20 protein-coding genes are annotated in these 23,268 nt (G+C 61.9%); 13 read left to right on the forward strand and 7 right to left on the reverse strand.

The window, feature by feature from the left end; all coding sequences use genetic code 11:
- Positions 1-3: 3 nt before the first annotated feature.
- The gene (gene garD, locus KW062_RS04695; RefSeq protein ID WP_027618498.1) at positions 4-1,557 is read left to right on the forward strand and encodes a galactarate dehydratase; all 1,554 of its coding nucleotides are present in this window, start codon (positions 4-6) and stop codon (positions 1,555-1,557) included.
- A 208-nt stretch (positions 1,558-1,765) separates the two neighbouring features.
- Complete coding sequence (locus tag KW062_RS04700; RefSeq protein WP_027618499.1) at positions 1,766-2,707, forward strand: AEC family transporter; 942 nt, start codon at positions 1,766-1,768, stop codon at positions 2,705-2,707.
- Here the strand turns inward: KW062_RS04700 and KW062_RS04705 are convergent.
- From KW062_RS04705 to gatC, 6 genes are all read right to left on the reverse strand, one after another.
- Positions 2,704-3,099: a carboxymuconolactone decarboxylase family protein gene (locus KW062_RS04705; protein WP_027618500.1), complete on the reverse strand. Its 396-nt coding sequence runs from the start codon at positions 3,097-3,099 to the stop codon at positions 2,704-2,706. The two genes, KW062_RS04700 and KW062_RS04705, sit on opposite strands and share 4 nt — an antisense overlap.
- Complete coding sequence (locus KW062_RS04710; RefSeq protein WP_256351108.1) at positions 3,096-4,178, reverse strand: calcium/sodium antiporter; 1,083 nt, start codon at positions 4,176-4,178, stop codon at positions 3,096-3,098. The genes KW062_RS04705 and KW062_RS04710 overlap by 4 nt, the downstream gene beginning before the upstream one ends.
- 33 nt (positions 4,179-4,211) lie before the next feature.
- Positions 4,212-4,583, reverse strand: coding sequence for a septal ring lytic transglycosylase RlpA family protein (locus KW062_RS04715; protein WP_027618502.1), 372 nt, complete (start codon positions 4,581-4,583; stop codon positions 4,212-4,214).
- 146 nt (positions 4,584-4,729) lie between these two features.
- Positions 4,730-6,175, reverse strand: coding sequence for an Asp-tRNA(Asn)/Glu-tRNA(Gln) amidotransferase subunit GatB (gatB, locus tag KW062_RS04720; protein WP_105755065.1), 1,446 nt, complete (start codon positions 6,173-6,175; stop codon positions 4,730-4,732).
- 10 nt (positions 6,176-6,185) lie between these two features.
- Positions 6,186-7,637, reverse strand: coding sequence for an Asp-tRNA(Asn)/Glu-tRNA(Gln) amidotransferase subunit GatA (gene gatA, locus KW062_RS04725; RefSeq protein ID WP_027618504.1), 1,452 nt, complete (start codon positions 7,635-7,637; stop codon positions 6,186-6,188).
- 16 nt (positions 7,638-7,653) lie between these two features.
- Entirely contained in the window at positions 7,654-7,941 is a 288-nt protein-coding gene (gene gatC / locus KW062_RS04730; RefSeq protein WP_027618505.1) for an Asp-tRNA(Asn)/Glu-tRNA(Gln) amidotransferase subunit GatC, read from the reverse strand.
- A 210-nt stretch (positions 7,942-8,151) separates the two neighbouring features.
- On the opposite strand from gatC, the gene mreB reads away from it, so the two are divergent.
- The 8 genes from mreB to tldD all read left to right on the forward strand — a co-directional run bounded on the left by mreB (position 8,152) and on the right by tldD (position 19,314).
- Complete coding sequence (mreB, locus tag KW062_RS04735; protein WP_002555108.1) at positions 8,152-9,189, forward strand: rod shape-determining protein MreB; 1,038 nt, start codon at positions 8,152-8,154, stop codon at positions 9,187-9,189.
- Between the two features lie 142 nt (positions 9,190-9,331).
- Complete coding sequence (mreC, locus tag KW062_RS04740; protein ID WP_081786350.1) at positions 9,332-10,435, forward strand: rod shape-determining protein MreC; 1,104 nt, start codon at positions 9,332-9,334, stop codon at positions 10,433-10,435.
- Positions 10,435-10,917, forward strand: coding sequence for a rod shape-determining protein MreD (gene mreD, locus KW062_RS04745; protein WP_027618507.1), 483 nt, complete (start codon positions 10,435-10,437; stop codon positions 10,915-10,917). Before mreC ends, mreD begins: the two co-directional genes overlap by 1 nt.
- 46 nt (positions 10,918-10,963) lie before the next feature.
- Positions 10,964-11,575, forward strand: coding sequence for a Maf family protein (locus tag KW062_RS04750; RefSeq protein WP_105755066.1), 612 nt, complete (start codon positions 10,964-10,966; stop codon positions 11,573-11,575).
- Between the two features lie 40 nt (positions 11,576-11,615).
- Positions 11,616-13,073, forward strand: coding sequence for a ribonuclease G (rng, locus tag KW062_RS04755; protein WP_105755067.1), 1,458 nt, complete (start codon positions 11,616-11,618; stop codon positions 13,071-13,073).
- A 69-nt stretch (positions 13,074-13,142) separates the two neighbouring features.
- The gene (locus KW062_RS04760; protein WP_105755068.1) at positions 13,143-16,943 is read left to right on the forward strand and encodes a YhdP family protein; all 3,801 of its coding nucleotides are present in this window, start codon (positions 13,143-13,145) and stop codon (positions 16,941-16,943) included.
- A 63-nt stretch (positions 16,944-17,006) separates the two neighbouring features.
- Positions 17,007-17,855: a carbon-nitrogen hydrolase family protein gene (locus tag KW062_RS04765; protein ID WP_105755069.1), complete on the forward strand. Its 849-nt coding sequence runs from the start codon at positions 17,007-17,009 to the stop codon at positions 17,853-17,855.
- 16 nt (positions 17,856-17,871) lie between these two features.
- A complete protein-coding gene (gene tldD / locus KW062_RS04770; protein WP_027618512.1) occupies positions 17,872-19,314 on the forward strand; it encodes a metalloprotease TldD in 1,443 nt (480 codons plus the stop codon).
- A gap of 48 nt (positions 19,315-19,362) precedes the next feature.
- Here the strand turns inward: tldD and yjgA are convergent, their stop codons facing one another.
- Entirely contained in the window at positions 19,363-19,887 is a 525-nt protein-coding gene (gene yjgA / locus KW062_RS04775; protein ID WP_027618513.1) for a ribosome biogenesis factor YjgA, read from the reverse strand.
- 108 nt (positions 19,888-19,995) lie between these two features.
- On the opposite strand from yjgA, the gene pmbA reads away from it, so the two are divergent.
- The 3 genes from pmbA to KW062_RS04790 all read left to right on the forward strand — a co-directional run bounded on the left by pmbA (position 19,996) and on the right by KW062_RS04790 (position 23,265).
- Positions 19,996-21,342, forward strand: a complete 1,347-nt coding sequence (pmbA, locus tag KW062_RS04780; RefSeq protein ID WP_027618514.1) for a metalloprotease PmbA — start codon at positions 19,996-19,998, stop codon at positions 21,340-21,342.
- A gap of 158 nt (positions 21,343-21,500) precedes the next feature.
- Complete coding sequence (locus tag KW062_RS04785) at positions 21,501-21,896, forward strand: hypothetical protein (protein WP_027618515.1); 396 nt, start codon at positions 21,501-21,503, stop codon at positions 21,894-21,896.
- A complete protein-coding gene (locus KW062_RS04790; RefSeq protein WP_105755070.1) occupies positions 21,889-23,265 on the forward strand; it encodes a class II fumarate hydratase in 1,377 nt (458 codons plus the stop codon). The genes KW062_RS04785 and KW062_RS04790 overlap by 8 nt, the downstream gene beginning before the upstream one ends.
- Positions 23,266-23,268 lie beyond the last annotated feature (3 nt).

The raw sequence follows: 23,268 nt of genomic DNA on the forward strand, positions 1-23,268 counted from the left end.
GTCATGCAGTTGATTGAACATTCCGACTCGCCGCGCTACATCCGCCTGCACGAGCGGGACAACGTGGTAGTAGTGGTCAACGACCAGGGCGTACCGGCGGGGACGGAGTTCCCCGACGGCCTGGTGACCGTGGATTTCGTACCGCAGAGCCACAAGGTGACTCTGCAGGACATTCCCGAAGGCGGCCAGGTGATTCGTTACGGCCAGGTCATCGGTTATGCCTTGCAGCCGATTCCCCGTGGCAGCTGGGTCAAGGAAGATCAACTGCGTATGCCCACCGCGCCGCCGCTGGATAGCTTGCCGCTGTCCACCGAAGTGCCGGCGGCGCAGGCGCCACTCGAAGGCTTTACTTTCGAGGGTTATCGCAACGCCGACGGCACGGTCGGTACCCGCAACATTCTCGGGATCACCACCACCGTGCAGTGCGTCACCGGCGTCCTCGATCACGCGGTCAAGCGGATCAAGGACGAGTTGTTGCCGCGCTACCCCCATGTCGATGACGTGATCGCCCTGACCCACAGCTACGGCTGTGGCGTGGCGATCACCGCCACCGATGCCTATATCCCGATTCGCACCGTGCGCAACCTGGCGCGTAACCCGAACCTGGGCGGCGAAGCGCTGGTGATCAGCCTCGGTTGCGAGAAGTTGCAGGCCGGGCAAGTGATGCATGACAACGACAGCTCGGTGGATCTGAGCGAACCGTGGTTGTATCGCCTGCAGGACGCCAGTCACGGTTTCAGCGAAATGATCGAGCAGATCATGGAGCTGGCCGAAGTACGCCTGAAGAAACTCGACCAGCGTCGCCGGGAAACCGTGCCGGCCTCGGAATTGATTCTCGGCATGCAGTGCGGCGGCAGCGATGCGTTCTCCGGCATCACCGCCAACCCGGCCCTGGGCTTTGCCTCGGACCTGTTGCTGCGGGCCGGGGCGACGGTGATGTTTTCCGAAGTCACTGAAGTGCGCGATGCCATCTACCTGCTGACCTCGCGGGCGGAAACCGAAGCGGTGGCCGAGGAACTGGTGCGGGAAATGGACTGGTACGACCGTTACCTGGCCAAGGGCGAAGCCGACCGCAGCGCCAACACCACGCCGGGCAACAAGAAGGGCGGGTTGTCGAACATTGTCGAGAAGTCCCTGGGCTCGATCGTCAAGTCCGGCAACAGCGCGATCAACGGCGTGCTCGGTCCGGGCGAGCGCTTCAAGCGCAAGGGCCTGATCTTCTGCGCGACGCCGGCCAGCGATTTTGTCTGCGGCACCTTGCAACTGGCCGCCGGGATGAACCTGCATGTGTTCACCACCGGTCGGGGCACGCCTTACGGCCTGGCCATGGCGCCGGTGGTCAAGGTCTCGACCCGCAGCGAACTGGCGCAACGCTGGCCGGACTTGATCGACATCGATGCCGGACGGATTGCCACCGGACGGGCATCCATCGAGGAGCTGGGTTGGGAGCTGTTCCACTTCTATCTGGACGTGGCCAGCGGGCGCAAGGAAACCTGGGCGCAGCGGCACAAGCTGCATAACGACATCACCCTATTCAATCCGGCGCCGATTACCTGAGACCTGTGGGAGCGAGCCTGCTCGCGATGAGGCCATTAGCAACACGTGGCGCCTGAATCGCTGGCAGGCCAGCTCCCACAGGGTCATCAGCGTAATCCTGGGCGCTGGCTTGTCGGGACACCGCACCGGAACGATCCAGCAGACGCCAATGTCCCCGGTGGCTTATCATTAGCCACCTAACGACACCTCTATCCCCAAGGTCCCCGGCATGCTGGCAATTTTCCTGCAAACCCTGAGCATCACCGCCCCGGTGTTTGCCATGTTGTTCCTCGGGGTTTTGCTCAAACGCATTAACTGGATCGACGACAACTTCATCCACGTTGCCTCCTCGCTGGTGTTCAACGTCACCATGCCGGCGCTGCTGTTTCTCGGGATCCTCCACGCCGACCTGCATTCGGCGCTCAAGCCCGACCTGCTGATCTATTTTTCCCTCGCCACCCTGGTCGGTTTCGCGATCGCCTGGGGCTGGGCTATTTTCCGTTGCCCCCGTGAAGATCGCGGGATCTACACTCAGGGCGCGTTTCGCGGCAACAACGGAGTGATTGGCCTGGCGCTGGCGGCGAGCATGTACGGCGCCTACGGGATTTCCCTCGGGGCGATTCTCGCGGCGCTGGTGATCCTGTTCTACAACACCCTGTCGACCATCGTCCTGGCGGTGTACAGCCCGGTGATCAAGTCCGATCCGTGGAGCATCTGCAAAAGCGTGGTGAGCAATCCGTTGATCATCAGTGTGCTTGCGGCGGCGCCGTTCGCCTACTTCCAGATCCCTTTACCGGGTTGGCTGGAAACCTCCGGCAGCTACCTGGCGCAAATGACCCTGCCGCTGGCGCTGATCTGCATCGGCGGCACGCTGTCGCTGGCGGCGTTGCGCAAAAGTGGTGGGATGGCCCTGAGTGCGAGCCTGGTGAAGATGATCGGCTTGCCGATCCTGGCCACGGTGGGCGCCTGGTTCTGGGGCTTTCGCGGGGCGGAACTGGGGATCCTGTTCCTTTACTTCGGCAGCCCGACCGCCGCAGCCAGTTTTGTCATGGCCCGGGCGGCCAATGGCAATCATGAACTGGCGGCAGCGATCATTGTGATCACCACGTTGATGGCGGCGATCACCACCAACATCGGCATTTTCGTACTGCAGTGGGGCGGCTGGATCTAGCGCGCTTCGGCGCTGTAGCTGTCGATCACTTCCTGCGCCGCACGGAAGGCTTCCATCGCCGCTGGCACGCCGGCGTACACCGCGCAATGCATCAGGGTTTCGCGAATCTCGTCGACCGTGCAGCCGTTGTTCAGCGCGCCGCGCACGTGGCCCTTGAGCTCCTGCGGGCACTTGAGCGAAGTCAGCGCGGCCAGGGTGATCAGGCTGCGGGTCTTGAGTTCCAGCCCGCCACGATTCCACACCGCGCCCCAGGCGTGCTCGTTGACGAAGTCCTGGAAGGGCCGGGTCAGCTCGGTGGCGTTGCCCATGGAGCGGTCGACGAACGCGTCGCCCATGACCTGGCGACGTACTTCGATGCCGGTCGGTTTGCTGGAGCTGGATTGATCGGTCATGGCGATTCTCTTTTGTTGTGTTGGCGGCGCCAGGCGCGCAATGACGTGAACAGCAAAAATGCCAGCAGTGCCGGCAGGACATACAGCAGCATCAGCCGCTCGAGTCGGCCGGCCAGCGGCATGCCCATGGTGAACGACACCACGTGCAGACCGTAGACCGCGTACAGGGCCAGCAGCAGCAAGCCTTCGGCGCGGGTGATGCGGTAGCCGGTGTAGAACATCGGCAGGCACAGCACGGTGACGCCGAGCATCACCGGCAGATCGAAATCCAGGGCGTTAGGGGAGACCGACAAGGGTGTGGGTGCCAGCAGCGCGGTGATGCCCAGCACCCCGAGCAGGTTGAACAGGTTACTGCCGATGATGTTGCCCACCGCCAGGTCGCGTTGGCCGCGCAGGGCGGCGATCAGCGAGGTGGCGAGGGCCGGCAGTGAGGTGCCGACGGCGACGATGGTCAGGCCGATGATGCGTTCCGAGAGGCCCAGTTCGACCGCCACGTCCACCGCCGCCGCGACCAACAGGCGACCGGCCACGATCAGCAGGGCCAGGCCGACCAGCATCAGCAGGACGCTGCTATTCCAGGGTTTTCCCGTCGACGCAGATACGCTGAGGGCTTGCTGCGGATCCGCTGCGTGCCGCGACTGGCGCCACAGCAGTCCGAGATACATCACCAGCACGCCAAGCAGGAGTGCGCCGTCGAAGGCGCTGAGTTGTTCATTCCAGGCCAGACCGAAGACCAGCGCGCTGGCGCCGATCAGCAGCGGGATGTCGAGGCGCAGCAGGTGCCGGGACACTCGCAGCGGGATGATCAGTGCGGACAGGCCAAGTGTTACCAACAGGTTGAAGATGTTGCTGCCCATCACGCTGCCGACGGCGATGTCGCTGTTCTGCGCGAAAGTCGCTTGCAGGCTCACGGCCATCTGCGGTGCGCTGCTGCCCAGGGCGACGATGCTCAGGCCAATGATCAGCGGACGTACCTTGAGGTGGGCTGCCACGCGTACTGCCGCGCGTACCAGCATTTCCGCGCCGATGATCAACAGCAGCAGGCCGCTGAGCAGTTGCAGGACGCTGGGCAGGGGCAGGTTGGCTAAAGCGGAAATGGTCGAGGCTCCCGGTCAGTTGTTCAGCGCTTGCACGCGGACTCGGGCGGTGCCGCTGCGGAGCATGCCCAACTGGCTGGCGGCGGCCTGCGACAGGTCGATCAGGCGACCCCGGGTGTGCGGGCCACGGTCGTTGATGCGGACCACGACGCTCTTGTCATTGTTCAGGTTGGTGACCTTCACCCGCGTGCCGAACGGCAGTTGGCGGTGGGCGGCGGTCAGCGAATTCTTGTCGAAACGTTCGCCACTGGCGGTACGTTTGCCTTGGTGTTTGCTGCCGTAATAGGAGGCGGTACCGGTTTCGTCGTAGCCGCGGGGATCGACGTCGTAACTGGCGCAGCCGGCGAGCAGCGAAAACAGGGCGCAGGCACCGAGGAGGCGTTTCATGGAGGGGATTCCGGAGAGCAATTGTGGGCGCGAGGCGGCTCGCGATGACTGTTCAGTGACATTGATGTCGGCTGGCAGTTCATCGCGAGCGGGCTCGCTCCTACAAAAGAAGGGTGAGCCAGATAGAGCAACTGGCTCCATACCCATTAGCCTTCGAGCTTGCTTTTCAGCAGTTCGTTGACTTGTTGCGGATTGGCCTTGCCTTTGGAGGCTTTCATGGCCTGGCCGACGAAGAAGCCAAACATTTTGCCGCGTTTGGCTTCGTCCGCCGCGCGGTATTGCTCGACCTGCTCGGCGTTGGCCGCGAGCATTTCATCGAGAACGGCCGAGATTGCGCCGCTGTCGGTGACTTGCTTGAGGCCACGCTTTTCGATGATCTCGTCAGCGCTGCCTTCGCCGTTGGCCATGGCTTCGAACACGGTCTTGGCAATCTTGCCGGAGATGGTGTTGTCCTTGATCCGCAGGAGCATGCCGCCCAGTTGCCCGGCGGTCACCGGCGCCTCGTCGATTTCCAGGCCCTGCTTGTTCAACAGGCTGCCCAGTTCGACCATGACCCAGTTGGCTGCGAGCTTGGCGTCGCCGGCAATGCTCACGACCTTCTCGAAGTAGTCGGCTTGTTCGCGGCTCGACGCCAGGACGCTGGCATCGTAGACCGACAGGCCGAACTGCTCCTGGAAGCGCTCGCGTTTCTGCGGCGGCAGTTCCGGCAGTGTGGCGCGGATGTCGTCGAGGTAGGCATTTTCGATGACCACCGGCAGCAGGTCCGGATCGGGGAAGTAACGGTAGTCGTTGGCTTCCTCTTTGCTGCGCATGGCGCGGGTTTCGTCTTTGTTCGGGTCGTACAGGCGGGTCTGCTGGATCACCTTGCCGCCGTCTTCGATCAGTTCGATCTGCCGGCGTACTTCAGTATTGATCGCCTTCTCGATGAAGCGGAACGAGTTGACGTTCTTGATCTCGCAGCGCGTACCGAACTCGACTTGGCCTTTTGGTCGGACCGACACGTTGCAGTCGCAACGCAGCGAACCTTCGGCCATGTTGCCGTCGCAGATGCCCAGGTAGCGCACCAGCGCGTGGATCGACTTGACGTAGGCCACGGCTTCCTTGGCGCTGCGCATGTCCGGCTCGGAGACGATCTCGAGCAGCGGGGTGCCGGCACGGTTCAGGTCGATGCCGGTGGCGCCGTTGAATTCTTCGTGCAGGCTCTTGCCGGCGTCTTCTTCCAGGTGCGCGCGGGTGATGCCGACGCGCTTGACCGTGCCGTCCTCGAGCGGGATGTCCAGGTGGCCCTTGCCGACGATCGGCAGTTCCATCTGGCTGATCTGGTAGCCCTTGGGCAGGTCAGGGTAGAAGTAGTTCTTGCGCGCAAACACGTTGTGCTGACCGATTTCGGCGTCAATCGCCAGGCCGAACATCACCGCCATGCGCACCGCTTCCTGGTTCAACACCGGCAGCACGCCGGGCATGCCCAGGTCTACCAGGCTGGCCTGGGTGTTCGGCTCGGAGCCGAAGGTGGTGGCGCTACCGGAGAAAATCTTCGATTGGGTGGCGAGCTGGGTATGAATCTCCAGCCCGATCACGACTTCCCATTGCATGTGTTTCTCCTCAGAAGCCTGTCGGGGTGCGGGTGTGCCAGTCAGTGTTGAGCTGATACTGGTGCGCAACGTTGAGCAGGCGGCCTTCCTGGAAATAAGGGGCGAGCAGTTGCACGCCGACCGGCAAGCCATCGACAAAACCGGCTGGCATCGACAGGCCCGGCAGGCCCGCGAGGTTGGCGGTGATGGTGTAGACGTCTTCCAGGTACGCAGCGACCGGGTCGCTGTTCTTGGCGCCGAGTTTCCAGGCCGGGTTCGGCGTGGTTGGGCCGAGGATGATGTCGACCTCATTAAAGGCAGCCATGAAGTCGTTCTTCACCAGGCGACGGATCTTTTGCGCCTTCAAGTAGTACGCGTCGTAGTAACCGGCCGACAGGGCGTAGGCACCGACCATGATCCGGCGCTGAACCTCGGCACCGAAACCCTCACCGCGTGAGCGCTTATAGAGGTCGGTCAGGTCTTTCGGGTCTTCGCAGCGATAGCCGAAACGCACGCCGTCGAAACGCGACAGGTTGGAAGAAGCCTCGGCCGGAGCGATCACGTAGTACGCCGGAATCGCGTGCTGCATGTTCGGCAGGCTGATTTCCTTGACCACGGCGCCGAGCTTCTGCAGCTCCTTGACGCTGTTGTGGATCAGCTCGGCAATACGTGGGTCGAGACCGGCGCTGAAGTACTCTTTTGGCACGCCGATGCGCAGGCCCTGCAAAGAACCATTGAGGCCGGCGCTGTAGTCCGGAACCGGCTCGTCGATGCTGGTGGAGTCGTTCGGATCGAAGCCTGCCATACCTTGCAACAATATTGCGCAGTCTTCAGCGGTGCGCGCCAAAGGGCCACCCTGATCGAGACTGGACGCGTAGGCGATCATGCCCCAGCGCGAAACACGACCGTACGTCGGTTTCAGGCCTGTCAGGTTGGTAAAGGCTGCCGGCTGTCGGATCGAGCCGCCGGTGTCGGTGGCGGTGGCCGCCGGCAACAGACGAGCGGCAACGGCCACTGCCGAACCGCCGGACGAACCGCCTGGCACGTGCTCCAGGTTCCACGGGTTCTTCGCGGGGCCGTAGTAGCTCGATTCGTTGGCCGAGCCCATGGCGAACTCATCCATGTTGGTCTTGCCCAGGGTCACGGCGCCGGCGGCAGCCAGCTTGGCGACCACGGTGGCGTCGTACGGGGCCTTGAAGTTGTCGAGCATCTTCGAGCCGCAGCTGGTGCGGATGCCCTGGGTGCAGAACAGGTCCTTGTGGGCAATCGGCGCGCCCAGCAGGGCACCGCTCTCACCTTTGGCGCGGCGGGCGTCGGCGGCTTGCGCCTGCTGCAGTGCCAGCTCTTCGGTGAGGCTGATGAAGCTGTTGAGCTGCGGGTCGAGCTGGGCAATACGCGCCAGCAGGACGCGGGTCAGCTCTTCGGAGGAAAATTTCTTGTCGGCGAGTCCGCGGGCGATCTCGGCCAGAGTCAATTGATGCATTGCAGGCTCTTTCCCTTTAGTCGATGACTTTCGGAACCAGATACAGGCCGTTTTCGACCGCTGGTGCGATGGACTGATAGGCCTCGCGGTGATTGGACTCGGTGACAACGTCTGCACGCAGGCGCTGGCTGGCTTCCAGTGGGTGGGCGAGGGGCTCGATACCGTCGGTATCGACCGCCTGCATTTCGTCGACCAGCCCGAGAATGCTGTTCAGGGCCGAAGTGATGTGTGGAAGATCGGCTTCATCGAGGCCGAGGCAGGCCAGGTGAGCGATTTTTTCCACGTCGGAGCGTTCAAGCGCCATGGGATTCTCCAGTGGAAAACAAAACGGATCTCGTCCGTGTGTTAGATTGTCGGAACACTACCGCATTTCTACGGTCATAAGGCCGCGATTGTGGGGGTTGGTGCACGGAAAAGCGGCCAATTTAACATATTGGCGCCTTGCCCAAAATCCCTGTCGTTGTTAGAGTTTGCCGCACTTTTTTACCCACGCGTTGCCTAGGGTCCCTTTCCCATGTTCAAGAAACTGCGTGGCATGTTTTCCAGCGATCTATCCATCGACCTGGGCACTGCCAACACCCTTATTTACGTGCGTGAGCGCGGTATCGTCCTGAATGAACCCTCGGTTGTGGCCATTCGGACGCACGGTAACCAGAAAAGTGTTGTTGCCGTCGGTACCGAAGCCAAGCGCATGCTCGGTCGTACCCCGGGCAATATCGCTGCCATTCGTCCGATGAAGGACGGCGTGATCGCCGACTTCAGCGTCTGCGAAAAAATGCTCCAGTACTTTATCAACAAGGTTCACGAAAACAGCTTTTTGCAGCCAAGTCCTCGTGTGTTGATCTGCGTTCCGTGCAAATCCACCCAGGTTGAGCGTCGCGCCATTCGTGAATCGGCCCTGGGTGCCGGTGCCCGTGAAGTGTTCCTGATCGAAGAGCCAATGGCTGCAGCGATCGGTGCCGGCCTGCCGGTAGAAGAAGCCCGTGGTTCGATGGTCGTCGATATCGGCGGTGGTACCACCGAAATCGCGCTGATCTCCCTGAACGGTGTGGTTTATGCCGAATCCGTGCGGGTTGGCGGCGACCGCTTCGACGAAGCGATCATCACCTACGTGCGTCGCAACTACGGCAGCCTGATCGGTGAATCCACTGCCGAGCGCATCAAGCAGGAAATCGGTACTGCCTACCCAGGCGGCGAAGTGCGTGAAGTCGACGTACGTGGCCGTAACCTGGCCGAAGGCGTGCCACGTGCCTTTACCCTGAACTCCAACGAAGTGCTGGAGGCGTTGCAAGAGTCGCTGGCGACCATCGTTCAGGCGGTCAAGAGCGCCCTGGAGCAATCGCCTCCGGAACTGGCGTCGGATATCGCCGAGCGTGGCCTGGTGCTGACCGGTGGTGGCGCCTTGCTGCGTGACCTCGACAAGCTGCTGGCCCAGGAAACCGGCCTGCCGGTGATCGTTGCCGAAGATCCTCTGACCTGTGTGGCTCGCGGCGGTGGCCGTGCACTGGAAATGATGGACAAGCACACCATGGACCTGCTCTCCAGCGAGTAATTTCGCCGCAGGCTTCTATGCTGTTCGCGCACAGGCAGCACTTTGCAGTGCTGCCTGTTGGCGTTTATCTTCTGTCAATCTGCATCCAGGCCGGTTTGATGCCGTATGAATAAACAGAACATTTGCCTGGGAGGAGCGGCTTATTAAACCGCTCTTCACCAAAGGTCCCTCGTTGGGTGTGCGCTTTCTGGTGCTGGCCGTGCTATCGGTCGCATTGATGGTGGTGGATGCCCGCTTCGACGCCCTCAAGCCTGCGCGCAGTCAGATGTCGCTGGTGTTGATGGACGCCTATTGGATCACCGACCTGCCCGAGCGTTTGTGGCAAGGAGTGAGCAGCCAGTTTGGCAGCCGCACCGAGTTGGTCGCCGAGAACGAAAAACTCAAGACCGAAAACCTGCTGTTGCAGGGCCGCATGCAGAAGCTCGCGGCCCTGACCGAGCAGAACGTGCGGTTGCGCGAGTTGCTCAACTCTTCGGCACTGGTGAATGAAAAGGTTGAGGTAGCCGAGTTGATCGGCGTCGATCCCAACCCGTTTACCCATCGAATCATCATCAACAAGGGCGAACGCGACGGCGTGGTTCTTGGCCAGCCGGTGCTCGACGCCCGTGGCCTGATGGGCCAGGTAGTCGAGTTGATGCCGTACACCTCGCGGGTGTTGCTGCTGACCGACACCACCCACAGCATCCCTGTGCAAGTGAATCGCAATGGCTTGCGGGCAATTGCCAGCGGCACCGGCAATCCGGAACGCCTGGAATTGCGCCATGTTGCGGACACGGCGGATATCAAGGAAGGCGACCTGCTGGTGAGCTCCGGTCTTGGTCAGCGCTTCCCGGCGGGCTACCCGGTCGCCACGGTCAAGGAAGTCATTCACGACTCCGGCCAGCCTTTCGCTATTGTCCGCGCAGTGCCGACGGCCGCGCTCAATCGCAGTCGCTACATGTTGCTGGTGTTCAGTGATAGCCGCACGCCGGAAGAGCGGGCCAATGAGGCTGCCCAGGCTCAGGATGCCCAGGATCAGCACGCCGGCAGCGCCGTGGTGGTGCCGGCGGCCGTGCCTGCGCCTGCCGCAGCAGCACCTGTGACGACCACTGCCCCGGTAACCGCTCCGGCCGCAGCGAAACCGGTGACACCGGCCAAGCCTGCTGCCCACGCCACCCCGGCCAAGCCGGTGGCGACTCCGGTCAAGCCGGCAGCGACCAAGCCGCCCGCGACGACGCCCGCAGCCACTCCTCAGGGTAGAGAATAATGGTCAGTACCCGCTCGCGTAATGGCTGGATGATCTGGATGACCTTCGCCATTGGCATGCTGCTCAGCGTCGTGCCATTTCCCCATGTCGAGATCCTGCGACCGATGTTCCTCGCGCTGCCCCTGGCCTACTGGGCCCTGGAAATGCCGCACAAGATCGGTATGGCCAGCGCGTTTTGCCTGGGCCTGGCACAAGACGTACTGTTCGGCACCCTGCTCGGACACAACGCGTTGATCCTGACCTTGATCACCTTCCTGATCCTGTCGCTGCAGCAGCGGGTGCGGATGTTTCCAATGTGGCAGCAAAGCCTGGTGATCCTGGTGGTGCTCGGGCTCGCACAACTGTTGCAACTGTGGCTCAGCGCCCTGACCGGTAACCGGCAGACGCTGGCGGTTTTGTTGCCCGCGCTGATCAGCGCCTTGCTCTGGCCCTGGGTCAGCTTCGGATTGCGTGGGTTGAGCCGCCGCTACAAAATCAACTAATCATTCGGTCAGGCATTGGCCCGCACCTCGACAGGGAGATGTCTTGATGAATCCGCTTTTCCTCGCCTCAGGTTCACCACGCCGGCGTGAGCTGCTGACGCAGATCGGCGTGGCGTTCAGCGTCATCGGCGCCGAAATCGATGAAACCCCTCTGCCAGATGAATCCCCAGCGGCCTATGTCGAGCGCCTCGCACGGGGCAAGGCCCAGGCCGGTCGTGCGCGACTGAATGCCAATGCCCAGGCTTGTGTGCTGGGTGCCGACACCGCCGTGGTGCTCGACGGAAAAATCCTCGGCAAGCCCCTCGACGAAGCCAATGCGCTGGCGATGCTGATGAGCCTTTCGGGCCAGGAGCATGAGGTGCTGACTGCGATTGCCTTGCTCGACGGCGAGCGCTGCGAATCGCGGGTGGTGCGTAGCCTGGTACGTTTTCGTCCCATCAACGCGGCCGAGGCCAGTGCTTACTGGGCCGGCGGTGAACCCCGGGACAAGGCCGGCGGCTATGGCATCCAGGGGCTTGGTGCGGTGTTCGTCAGCGGCCTCAATGGCAGTTATTCCGCGGTCGTCGGCCTGCCTTTATGCGAAACCGCAGAACTGCTCGGCCATTTCGGCATACCCTGTTGGCAAACCCCAAGCGCGCCCAGCGCCGTACTGACTTGATGCGGCCATAATCGTGAACATGCCTGAACGAGATCCTGCCATGAGTGAAGAGATTCTGATCAACATCACGCCGATGGAGTCACGCGTGGCGGTGGTCGAAAACGGTGTCCTGCAAGAAGTGCACGTCGAGCGCACGCAGAAGCGCGGGATCGTCGGCAACATCTATAAAGGCAAGGTGGTGCGGGTGCTGCCGGGCATGCAGGCGGCGTTCGTCGACATCGGGCTGGATCGCGCGGCGTTTATTCACGCTTCGGAAATCTCTCTGCGCGAAGGGCCTGCGGTGGAAAGCATCAGTGCCCTGGTACATGAAGGGCAGAGCCTGGTGGTGCAGGTCACCAAGGACCCGATCGGCTCCAAGGGCGCGCGCCTGACTACCCAGCTGTCGATTCCTTCGCGTTACCTGGTGTACATGCCGCGTACCGCCCACGTTGGCATTTCCCTGAAAATCGAGGACGAAGCCGAGCGCGAACGCCTCAAGCAAGTGGTCACCGATTGCGTGGCCAAGGAAGGCATCAAGGAAGCCGGCGGCTTTATCCTGCGTACCGCAGCCGAGGGTGCGGGTGCCGACGAAATCCTCATGGACATCCGCTACCTGCGCCGTTTGTGGGATCAGATCGGCGCGCAGATCAAGACCATTGGCGCGCCCAATGTGATCTACGAAGACCTGGGCCTGGCCTTGCGCACCCTGCGCGACCTGGTGAGTCCGAAAATCGAGAAGATCCGCATTGATTCCCGGGAAACCTTCCAGAAAACCACGCAGTTCGTTGCCGAGTTGATGCCGGAGATCGCCGACCGCCTGGAGCACTACCCGGGTGAGCGGCCGATTTTCGATCTGTACGGGGTCGAGGACGAAATCCAGAAAGCCCTGGAACGCAAGGTGCCACTCAAGTCCGGCGGCTACCTGGTGGTCGACCCGGCCGAAGCCATGAGCACGATTGACGTTAATACCGGCGCTTTCGTCGGGCACCGCAACCTTGAAGAGACTATCTTCAAGACTAACCTTGAGGCAGCGACGGCGATTGCCCGGCAACTGCGCCTGCGCAACCTGGGCGGGATCATCATCATTGACTTCATCGACATGGAAGACGAGGAGCATCAGCGCCAAGTCCTGCGCACGCTGGAGAAGCAGTTGGAGCGCGATCACGCCAAGACCAACATCATCGGCATCACCGAGTTGGGCCTGGTGCAGATGACGCGCAAGCGCACCCGCGAAAGTCTTGAGCAGGTGCTGTGCGAGCCGTGCAGCAGTTGCCAGGGCCGAGGCAAGTTGAAGACTCCGGAAACCGTGTGTTATGAGATTTTCCGAGAGATTCTGCGTGAGGCGCGTGCCTATCAGGCGGAAGGCTATCGCGTACTGGCCAACCAGAAAGTGGTGGATCGCCTGCTGGACGAGGAGTCGGGCAATGTCGCCGAACTCGAGGGATTTATCGGGCGCACCATTCGCTTCCAGGTGGAGACCATGTATTCCCAGGAACAATACGACGTGGTGCTGCTCTGAATCGCTGTGTTCCATTCCTCATGGCTGGCCTGTGCTCGCTGAACCTGTTTTCTTTGGGAGCCAACTGACATGGAGCGTCTGATGCGCATTCTGGGCACGCTGACCCGCTGGGGCCTGGGGTTGTGCGCGTTGCTGCTGGTGCTGATCGCGCTCTACGTCAACCTGGGTCGTGAGTTGATCCCGCTGGTCGCTGAGTACCGTGCCGAGGCGCAGGCCAAGGCTCGGGAAGCGCTGGACATGCCGTTGGAGATCGGCAGCCTGGAAGGGCGCTGGAGCGGCATGGCCCCAGTGTTGTTGGCCCATGACGTGACCGTGGGTGAGGGTGCCAATGCCCTGCATCTGGAGCAGGTGCGCGTGGTTCCGGATATTTGGGGCAGCCTGCTGGCGCGCGCGGTGCGTATCGAACACCTCGAGCTCAACGGCCTCAAGCTCAGCCTCAAGGAAGGCGCCGACGGCCAATGGGCGCTGGAAGGTGTGCCGGTGCAGCAGAACAAACCGCTGGATCCCACGCAACTGTTCAATCAGATGCAGATGGTCAGCCGCCTGTCGGTGCTCGACAGTCAGGTCACCCTGCAACCGCTGGACCATGCGCCGCTGACCCTGACCTACGTCGGCCTGACCCTCAAGACCGGCCCCAGTCGCCAGCGTCTCGACGCCCGCCTGACCCTGCCCGATGGCCAGCCTCTGGCGCTGAGCCTGCGCAGCCGGATGCGCACCGATCAGTGGCAGGATGCTGAAATCGAAAGCTACCTGAGCCTGCCGCAAAGTGACTGGGCGCGCTGGGTGCCGGCCAGGGTGACCCAGCAATGGAAGCTCTCTGAGCTCAAGGCCGGTGGCGAGTTCTGGGTGAGCTGGGCCAAGGGCACCCTGCAAAGCGCTGCAATCCGCCTGAACGCCCCGCAATTCAAGGGCGCCTACGCCGAGCGCAAGCCGGTGCAGATCAATAACCTGGCACTCAATGCCTACTTCAAGCGCAGCGGCGAAGGTTTCCAGCTGTCCCTCGATTCGCTGGCGATGAACCTCGGCAAGACCCGCTTCGATACCCGTCTGCAGCTACAGACTACAAACACCGAGAAAGAAGGGGAGCGCTGGCACCTGCAGGCCGATCGCCTTGACCTCACGCCACTGACCCCCATCATCAATGCCCTGGGGCCTTTGCCGGAAGGGGTGGCGACCACCATCGAACGCCTCAAGGTCACCGGTACTCTGCGTAACGTGCTGATCGACATTCGGCCCAATGCCACCGATGACAGCAAATTCAGTTTCGCCGCCAATCTGGAACAGGTCGGTTTTGACGCCTACCACGGCGCACCAGCGGCGCGTAACGTCAGCGGCAGCATCAGCGGCGACCTGGGTCAGGGCGAGCTGCGCATGGACAGCAAGGATTTCATGCTGCACCTGGACCCGATCTTCGCCAAGCCCTGGCAGTACCTGCAGGCCAACGCGCGGCTGACCTGGAAACTCGACAAGCAAGGCTTCACCCTGATCGCGCCGTACCTGAAGGTGCTGGGTGAGGAGGGCAAGATTGCCGGCGACTTCCTGATTCGTCTGCATTTCGACCACAGCCAGGAAGACTACATGGACCTGCGGGTCGGCCTGGTGGAGGGCGACGGCCGCTACACCAGCAAATACCTGCCCAAGGTCCTCAGTCCTGGGCTGGACGAGTGGCTGCGTACGGCCATTCTCAAAGGCGCGGTCGATGAAGGTTTCTTCCAGTACCAGGGCTCGCTGAGCCACGACGCGGGCGAGGCTGATCGCAGCATCAGCCTGTTTTTCAAGGTGCACGATGCCGAGCTGGCGTTTCAACCGGGCTGGCCGCACCTGAGCAAGATCAATGGCGATGTGTTCGTCGAAGACAGCGGCGTGCGTATCGTTGCCAGCCAGGGGCAGTTGCTCGACACCCAGGTTCGCGATGTTTTCGTCAACATTCCCCATGTGCCGGCCGAGAAAAACACCCATATGTACATCGATGGCGCCTTCGCCGGCGGCCTGGGCGACGGGGTGAAGATTCTCCAGGAGGCGCCGATCGGCACCGGTCCGACCTTTGCGGGCTGGCAGGGCGAAGGGGAGTTGCAGGGCAAGCTGAAACTCGACATTCCGCTGGAAAAAGGCGAAGAGCCGAAAATCCTGGTGGACTTCAAAACGGCCAAGGCGCGCCTGAAACTCAGCGAGCCGGAGCTTGAACTGACCCAGCTCAAGGGCGATTTCCGTTTCGACAGCGCCAAAGGCCTGAGCGGTCAGGGGATCAGCGCGCGGGCCTTTGATCGACCGGTGACGGCGCAGATTTTCGCCGACGGCAGCGCCGGCAAACTCAACACCCGTGTCACCGCCTCGGGCCAGGTCACGGTGAAGAAACTCACTGAATGGCTGAAGGTCACCCAGCCGTTGCCGGTTTCCGGAGATATCCCTTATCAGTTGCAAGTCACCCTCGATGGCGCCGACAGCCAGTTGATGGTCAGCTCCAGCCTCAAGGGCGTTGCCGTGGATTTGCCAGCGCCATTCGGCATGCCCGCCGAGCAGGGGCGCGACACGGTGTTCCGCATGACGTTACAAGGCAGCGAGCGACGCTACTGGCTGGACTATGGTGACCTCGCAGACTTCACCTTTGCGGCGCCGAGCAACAATTTTGCCGACGGCCGTGGTGAGCTGTTCCTTGGCAGCGGCAATGCCGTATTGCCGGGCAACAAAGGCCTGCGCGTGCGTGGGGTGTTGTCGGAGCTGGATGTCGAGCCGTGGAAAAACCTGGTGGACAAGTATGCCGGGCAAGATCCGGGCGGCAGTGCCAAGCAATTGCTCAGTGGCGCAGACTTCAAGGTCAACAAGCTCACTGGCTTTGGTACCACCCTGGATCAGGCGCGCGTGCAACTGGATCGCAAGCCCGGTGCCTGGGCCCTGCAGCTCGACAGCCAGCAGGTCAAGGGCAACGTCGGGCTGCCTGATGCCAAGGGGGCGCCGATTGCGGTGAATCTGCAGTACGTGCGCCTGCCGGCACCGGACCCAAAGGTGCAAGCCGACGAAAATGCGCCGGATCCGCTGGCCTCGGTTGATCCGACCAAGGTGCCAGCGCTGGATATCAATATTGCGCAGTTGTTCCAGGGCAAGGACCTGGTGGGCGCCTGGACGCTGAAGGTGCGGCCAACGGCTAAAGGCCTGGCGTTCAATTCCATGAGCCTGGGGCTCAAGGGCATGCAGTTGCAGGGCGCGGGCGGCTGGGAGGGCGTGCCGGGCGCGAGTAGCAGTTGGATCAAGGGTCGCCTGGAAGGCAAGAACCTGGCGGATGTACTTCAGGGTTGGGGTTTTGCACCCACGGTCACCAGTGAAAACTTCCATGTCGATATCGACGGTCGCTGGCCTGGCTCACCAGCCTGGGTCGGGTTGAAGCGCTTTTCCGGCAGCCTCGATGCGTCGCTGAACAAGGGCCAGATGGTCGAAGTCGAAGGCGGTGCCCAGGCCCTGCGGGTGTTTGGTTTGCTCAATTTCAACTCGATCGGCCGGCGCCTGCGCCTGGACTTCTCCGACCTGTTCGGCAAAGGCCTGAGCTACGACCGGGTCAAGGGCCTGCTGGTCGCCAGCAACGGGGTGTTCGTCACCCGCGAGCCGATTATCCTGACTGGCCCTTCGAGCAACCTGGAGCTCAACGGCACGCTGGACATGGCCGCCGACCGCATCGACGCAAAGCTGTTGGTGACCCTGCCGCTGACCAATAATCTGCCCATCGCCGCGCTGATCGTCGGCGCGCCCGCAGTAGGCGGTGCGTTGTTCCTCATCGACAAGTTGATCGGCGATCGCGTGGCCCGCTTTGCCAGTGTCAAATACACCGTCCAGGGACCGGTCAAAGAACCGAAAATCACCTTCGAGAAACCCTTTTGAGGCGATTTTTCACAACCGCCGCCTATGGAGTAGCATGGCTGCATACCTGATACGGAGCGCACCATGTCCCTTGCGGTGATTCAAATGGTCAGCCAGAGCGATGTGCTGGCCAATCTGACCCAGGCGCGACGCCTGCTGGAACAAGCGGCGGCCACAGGCGCACAGCTGGCAGTGCTGCCGGAGAACTTCGCGGCCATGGGCCGGCGCGACGTTGCTGACATCGGGCGTGCCGAAGCCCTGGGCGAGGGGCCGATCCTGCCGTGGTTGAAACAGACCGCGCGCGACCTCAAGTTATGGATTGTGGCCGGCACGCTGCCGTTGCCACCGGTCGCCCAACCTCATGCCAAGTCCAACGCCTGTTCGCTGTTGATCGACGAGCACGGCGAAACCGTGGCGCGTTACGACAAATTGCACCTGTTTGATGTCGATGTTGCGGACAATCGCGGGCGCTACCGTGAATCCGATGACTATGCTCATGGCAGTGCCGTGGTGGTGGCCGACACGCCAGTTGGCCGGGTTGGCCTGAGTGTTTGCTACGACTTGCGTTTCCCCGAGCTGTACAGCGAATTGCGCGCTGCCGGCGCCGAGCTGATTACCGCGCCGTCGGCCTTTACCGCGGTGACCGGGGCGGCGCATTGGGAGGTATTGATCCGCGCACGCGCCATCGAGACCCAGTGCTACCTGCTGGCGGCGGCGCAAGGCGGCACCCATCCGGGGCCGCGCGAGACCTTTGGTCATGCGGCGATTGTCGATCCCTGGGGGCGGATCGTCGCGCAGCAGGATCAAGGTGAGGCCGTGCTGCTGGCCGAGCGCGACAGCAGCGAACAAGCGTCCATCCGGGCGCGGATGCCGGTGTCCAGTCACCGGCGCTTTTTCTCGCAGGGCGCCCAGCGACCTGCTTCAGAACGTTGAATTAAGGCGTAAACCTATGAGCGAGTTGTTGTCCTCAGTCAGTGAACATTTACTAGCGCCGGGCGGCGTGACCCTCGACAACCTGCAAAGTGTGCTGGGTGACCTGGCCGGGCCGGGCATTGATGCCGCCGACTTGTATTTCCAGGGGCAGATTTCCGAGTCCTGGGCGCTGGAAGACGGCATCGTCAAGGAAGGCAGCTTCAACCTCGACCAGGGTGTCGGCGTGCGCGCGCAATCCGGTGAGAAAACCGGTTTTGCCTACAGCAATGCCATCACCCTCGAAGCCCTCGGCGCCGCAGCCAGGGCGGCCCGTTCGATTTCCCGCGCCGGACAGCACGGCACGGTTCAGGCCTTCACCAGCCAGGACGTGGCTCAGCTGTATGCGCCGGACAATCCCCTGGAAGTACTGACGCGCGCTGAGAAGGTGGAATTGCTCAAGCGTATCGACGTTGCGACTCGTGCGCTCGATCCGCGTATCCAGCAGGTGACCGTGAGCATGGCCGGGGTCTGGGAGCGCATCCTGGTGGCAGCCACCGATGGCAGCCTTGCAGCGGATGTGCGGCCGCTGGTGCGCTTCAACGTCAGCGTGATTGTCGAGCAGAACGGTCGGCGTGAGCGCGGTGGCCATGGCGGCGGCGGTCGTACCGATTACCGTTATTTCCTCGCCGAAGACCGCGCCATGGGTTATGCCCGTGAGGCGTTGCGCCAGGCCTTGGTGAACCTGGAAGCGATTCCGGCGCCGGCCGGGACTTTGCCAGTGGTACTGGGCTCGGGGTGGTCCGGTGTGCTGTTGCACGAAGCAGTCGGCCATGGCCTGGAAGGTGACTTCAACCGTAAGGGCAGCTCCGCCTACAGCGGGCGCATGGGTGAGATGGTCGCCTCGAAACTCTGCACCATCGTCGATGACGGCACCTTGGCCGGCCGTCGTGGCTCGCTGAGCGTCGACGACGAGGGGACCCCGACCGAGTGCACTACGCTGATCGAAAACGGTGTGCTCAAGGGCTACATGCAGGACAAGCTCAACGCGCGGCTGATGGGCGTTGCACGCACGGGCAACGGTCGTCGCGAATCCTATGCGCACCTGCCGATGCCACGCATGACCAATACCTACATGCTCGGTGGCGAAAGCGATCCGGCAGAAATCATTGCTTCGGTGAAGAGGGGCATCTACTGCGCCAACCTCGGCGGTGGCCAGGTCGACATCACCAGCGGCAAGTTTGTGTTCTCCACCAGCGAGGCGTACCTGATCGAGGACGGCAAGATTACCGCGCCGGTCAAAGGTGCAACGTTGATCGGCAACGGGCCGGAAGCCATGAGCCGGGTGTCGATGGTCGGCAACGACCTGTCGTTGGACAGCGGTGTGGGGACGTGTGGCAAGGATGGTCAGTCGGTGCCGGTGGGTGTCGGTCAGCCAACCTTGAAAATCGACGCGATCACCGTCGGTGGCACGGGCGCGTAAGGGATGGAGCTGCGGGTGGGCTGCGTCGCAGTCCCACCCGGTCGAGGATCAACGCAGGCCGCGTTGAGTCTCGTCCAGCTCACGGATGTACTTGAAGATTTTCCGGCTGGAAGCAGGCGGTTTGTTATGCGCCGTTTCGTGCTGGGCCTGACGGATCAGCGAACGCAGTTGCTGGCGATCAGCTTCCGGGTAGTCGACGACGAACTTTTCCAGAACGGCGTCGTCGCCGGCGATCAGCCGATCGCGCCAGCGTTCCAGACCGTGGAAGCGTTCGTTGTACTGTTTGGTGGAGGCATCGAGTTGATCGAGCAAGACCAGAATGGCGTCAGTGTCCTGATCGCGCATCAGTTTGCCGATAAAGCTCAGGTGCCGTTTACGCGCGATATTCGCGGTGTGCTTGGGCGCATCGGCCAAGGCCCGGCGCATGGCGTCGGTCAACGGCAGTTTTGCCAGCAAGTCAGGCTTGAGTGTTGTAAGGCGCTCGCCGAGGTCAACCAGAGCATGCAGCTCGCGTTTGACCTGGGATTTGCTTTTTTCTCCCCCGTAGAGGGAGTCGTCGTAAGAATCAACCATGGTGGCAGTCCGCAAAGAAACGCCGCCATGATAACCAGTCGGGGGCCGCTTGTCCGGCCCGGTCGCTCGATGGCCTTAACCGAAAGCAGAATTTGAGTGGAGAACAGCATGAGTGCAGTTGAAAGCGTCGGCCCACAAGCGTTGCCGGCACTGCAGGAGCAAGTCGAGCAGATCATCGCCGAAGCCAGGCGCCAGGGCGCCAGTGCCTGCGAAGTGGCAGTGTCGCTGGAGCAGGGTCTGTCGACCTCGGTACGTCAGCGCGAAGTGGAAACGGTCGAGTTCAACCGCGACCAGGGCTTCGGCATCACCCTCTACGTTGGTCAGCGCAAAGGCTCGGCCAGCACCTCGGCCAGTGGCGCCGAAGCCATTCGTGAAACTGTCGCTGCCGCCCTGGCGATCGCCAAACACACCTCCGAAGACGAGCACTCGGGCCTGGCCGACGCGGCCTTGATGGCTCGCGATCTGCCGGACTTCGATTTGTTCCACGCCTGGGACATCACTCCGGAACAGGCCATCGAAAAAGCCCTGGCCTGCGAAGCCGCTGCCTTTGATGCCGACAGCCGAATCAAGAACGCCGACGGTACTACGCTGAATACGCACCAGGGTTGTCGCGTGTATGGCAACAGTCACGGTTTTATCGGTGGCTATGCCTCGACCCGGCACAGCCTCAGTTGCGTGATGATTGCCGAAGCCGATGGCCAGATGCAGCGTGACTACTGGTATGACGTCAATCGCCAGGGCAGCCTGTTGATGGATTCGCTCACTATCGGCCAGCGCGCCGCGCAGCGTGCCGCCAGTCGTCTGGGCGCGCGCCCGGTACCGACCTGCGAAGTGCCGGTGCTGTTCTCCGCGGAGTTGGCGGGCGGTTTGTTCGGCAGCTTCCTCGGGGCGATTTCCGGCGGTAACCTGTACCGCAAGTCATCCTTCCTTGAAGGCGCGCTAGGCCAGAAGCTGTTTCCCGAGTGGCTGACCATCGACGAGCGCCCGCACCTGATGCGTGCCATGGGTAGCTCGGCGTTCGACGGTGATGGCCTGGCGACCTATGCCAAGCCATTCGTCGAAAATGGCGAACTGGTGTCTTACGTGCTGGGCACCTATTCCGGACGCAAGCTGGGCATGCCGAGCACCGCCAATGCTGGCGGCGTGCATAACTTGTTCGTCACCCATGGCGACGAGGACCAGGCTGCGCTGCTCAAGCGCATGGGGCGTGGTTTGCTGGTGACCGAACTGATGGGCCACGGCCTGAATATGGTGACCGGCGATTACTCGCGTGGCGCGGCGGGCTTTTGGGTTGAAAACGGCGAAATTCAGTTCGCCGTGCAAGAAGTGACCATCGCCGGCAACATGCGCGACATGTTCAAACAGATCGTCGCGGTAGGTAACGACCTTGAGTTGCGCAGCAACATCCGCACCGGCTCGGTACTGATCGAGCGCATGACTGTCGCTGGCAGCTAAGCCTTCTAACTGTTGGAAAAAAGCGCGTCATCTCTTGGGTGACGCGCTTTTTTTACGTCTTGAAAACGGCTTTTCATCAACCCGCCTAATTTCGCGCTCTTGTTTTGGTTCTCATTATCATCTAATAATAAATCTCATTATCGAATGAGCCCTGGGTCATGAGTTCTGCCTTGCACGAGCAGCCTTACCTTGAAAGCTGGCGTTGGATGAGTCGCCAGATCCGTTGCGCGCTGGATCCTGACGAGCCGCGCCTGATCGAACATTATCTGGCCGAAGGCCGTTACCTCTCTTGCTGCACCGCTACCTCGCCGTGGACGGTCGCCGAAACCACCTTCCGTTTGCTGCTCGACACCGCTGCCGATGTCGCCTTGCCCTGGCATTGGCGCAGCCACTGCCTGGATCAGGCCTGGCGCCCGCTGCGCGACCTGGAGCGCCTGGCGTTGTGCAAGTGCCGGCTCAAGCGCTGGCAACGCTACACCTGGCAACTGGCCACCTGCGAGTTGCAGCCCTCGATCCCTCTTATTGAACTGGTGCAAGGATTTCCCGATGAGTAATACCCGTATCGAACGTGACAGCATGGGTGAGCTGCAAGTCCCGGTGGACGCCCTGTACGGCGCCCAGACCCAACGTGCAGTGGATAATTTTCCCATCAGCGGCCAGCGCATGCCGGCACAGTTCATTCGTGCACTGATCCTGGCCAAGGCGGCAGCGGCCAGGGCCAACGTCGAGCTCCAGCAGCTAAGCGAAGCCCAGGGCAAGGCGATTGTCGATGCGGCCCAGGGCTTGCTGGAAGGCGAATTCATGGCCCATTTCCCGGTGGATATCTTCCAGACCGGGTCCGGCACCAGTTCCAACATGAACGCCAACGAAGTGCTGGCAACCCTGGCCAGTCGTTTGCTGGGCGAGACGGTCAACCCGAACGATCACGTCAACTGCGGGCAAAGCAGCAACGACATCATCCCGACCACCATTCACGTCAGCGCCGCGCTGGCGCTGCATGAGCAATTGCTGCCGGCGCTCAAGCACCTGATCCAGGTCATCGAGCACAAGGCCGAGCAGGTTCACCCTTTCGTCAAGACCGGGAGAACACACTTGATGGACGCCATGCCGGTGCGCATGAGCCAGGTGTTGAACGGCTGGGCGCAGCAGCTAAAGGCCAATCTCGGGCATCTGGAGAATTTGTTGCCGGCCCTGCAATCCCTGGCGCAAGGCGGCACGGCGGTCGGCACCGGGATCAATGCGCATCCTCAGTTCGCGGCACGTTTCAGCCAGCAGTTGAGCGCCTTGACCCATGTTCCGTTTACCCCAGGCCAAGACCTGTTCGCCCTGATCGGCTCCCAGGACACCGCCGTTGCGCTTTCCGGCCAGCTCAAGGCCATTGCGGTGTCGCTGATGAAAATCGCCAACGACCTGCGCTGGATGAACTCGGGGCCATTGGCCGGCCTGGGTGAAATCGAGCTGGAAGGTTTGCAGCCCGGGTCCTCGATCATGCCGGGCAAGGTCAATCCGGTGATTCCGGAGGCGACAGCGATGGTCGCTGCGCAAGTGATCGGCAATGACAGCGTGATCACTGTGGCGGGCCAGTCGGGCAACTTCGAGCTCAACGTGATGCTGCCTATCATCGCTCACAATCTGTTGAGCAGCATCGAGTTGCTGGCCAATTCCAGCCGGCTGCTGGCGGACAAGGCCATCGCCAGCTTCAAGGTCAACGAGGCCAAACTAAAGGAAGCACTGTCGCGCAATCCGATTCTGGTGACTGCGCTCAACCCGATCATTGGTTACCAGAAGGCCGCCGAAATCGCCAAGACCGCTTACAAGCAGGGGCGGGCGGTAATTGATGTGGCCCTCGAACACACTGATTTGTCCCGCAGCCAACTGGAAGAGCTGCTAAATCCGGAAAAACTCACTGCCGGCGGCGTGTAATCC

The organism is Pseudomonas fluorescens, from assembly GCF_019212185.1.
Taxonomy (GTDB): domain Bacteria; phylum Pseudomonadota; class Gammaproteobacteria; order Pseudomonadales; family Pseudomonadaceae; genus Aquipseudomonas.

Bases quoted from the DNA above. Each gene is read 5' to 3' on its own strand.
- KW062_RS04760 (WP_105755068.1), top strand. From the start codon at position 13,143: ATGGAGCGTCTGATGCGCATTCTGGGCACGCTGACCCGCTGGGGCCTG.
- KW062_RS04750 (WP_105755066.1), top strand. From the start codon at position 10,964: ATGAATCCGCTTTTCCTCGCCTCAGGTTCACCACGCCGGCGTGAGCTG.
- garD (WP_027618498.1), top strand. From the start codon at position 4: ATGCAGTTGATTGAACATTCCGACTCGCCGCGCTACATCCGCCTGCAC.
- rng (WP_105755067.1), top strand. From the start codon at position 11,616: ATGAGTGAAGAGATTCTGATCAACATCACGCCGATGGAGTCACGCGTG.
- gatA (WP_027618504.1), bottom strand. From the start codon at position 7,637: ATGCATCAATTGACTCTGGCCGAGATCGCCCGCGGACTCGCCGACAAG.
- KW062_RS04765 (WP_105755069.1), top strand. From the start codon at position 17,007: ATGTCCCTTGCGGTGATTCAAATGGTCAGCCAGAGCGATGTGCTGGCC.
- KW062_RS04790 (WP_105755070.1), top strand. From the start codon at position 21,889: ATGAGTAATACCCGTATCGAACGTGACAGCATGGGTGAGCTGCAAGTC.
- gatC (WP_027618505.1), bottom strand. From the start codon at position 7,941: ATGGCGCTTGAACGCTCCGACGTGGAAAAAATCGCTCACCTGGCCTGC.
- KW062_RS04705 (WP_027618500.1), bottom strand. From the start codon at position 3,099: ATGACCGATCAATCCAGCTCCAGCAAACCGACCGGCATCGAAGTACGT.
- mreD (WP_027618507.1), top strand. From the start codon at position 10,435: ATGGTCAGTACCCGCTCGCGTAATGGCTGGATGATCTGGATGACCTTC.
- KW062_RS04785 (WP_027618515.1), top strand. From the start codon at position 21,501: ATGAGTTCTGCCTTGCACGAGCAGCCTTACCTTGAAAGCTGGCGTTGG.
- KW062_RS04700 (WP_027618499.1), top strand. From the start codon at position 1,766: ATGCTGGCAATTTTCCTGCAAACCCTGAGCATCACCGCCCCGGTGTTT.
- yjgA (WP_027618513.1), bottom strand. From the start codon at position 19,887: ATGGTTGATTCTTACGACGACTCCCTCTACGGGGGAGAAAAAAGCAAA.
- tldD (WP_027618512.1), top strand. From the start codon at position 17,872: ATGAGCGAGTTGTTGTCCTCAGTCAGTGAACATTTACTAGCGCCGGGC.
- gatB (WP_105755065.1), bottom strand. From the start codon at position 6,175: ATGCAATGGGAAGTCGTGATCGGGCTGGAGATTCATACCCAGCTCGCC.
- mreB (WP_002555108.1), top strand. From the start codon at position 8,152: ATGTTCAAGAAACTGCGTGGCATGTTTTCCAGCGATCTATCCATCGAC.
- KW062_RS04715 (WP_027618502.1), bottom strand. From the start codon at position 4,583: ATGAAACGCCTCCTCGGTGCCTGCGCCCTGTTTTCGCTGCTCGCCGGC.
- pmbA (WP_027618514.1), top strand. From the start codon at position 19,996: ATGAGTGCAGTTGAAAGCGTCGGCCCACAAGCGTTGCCGGCACTGCAG.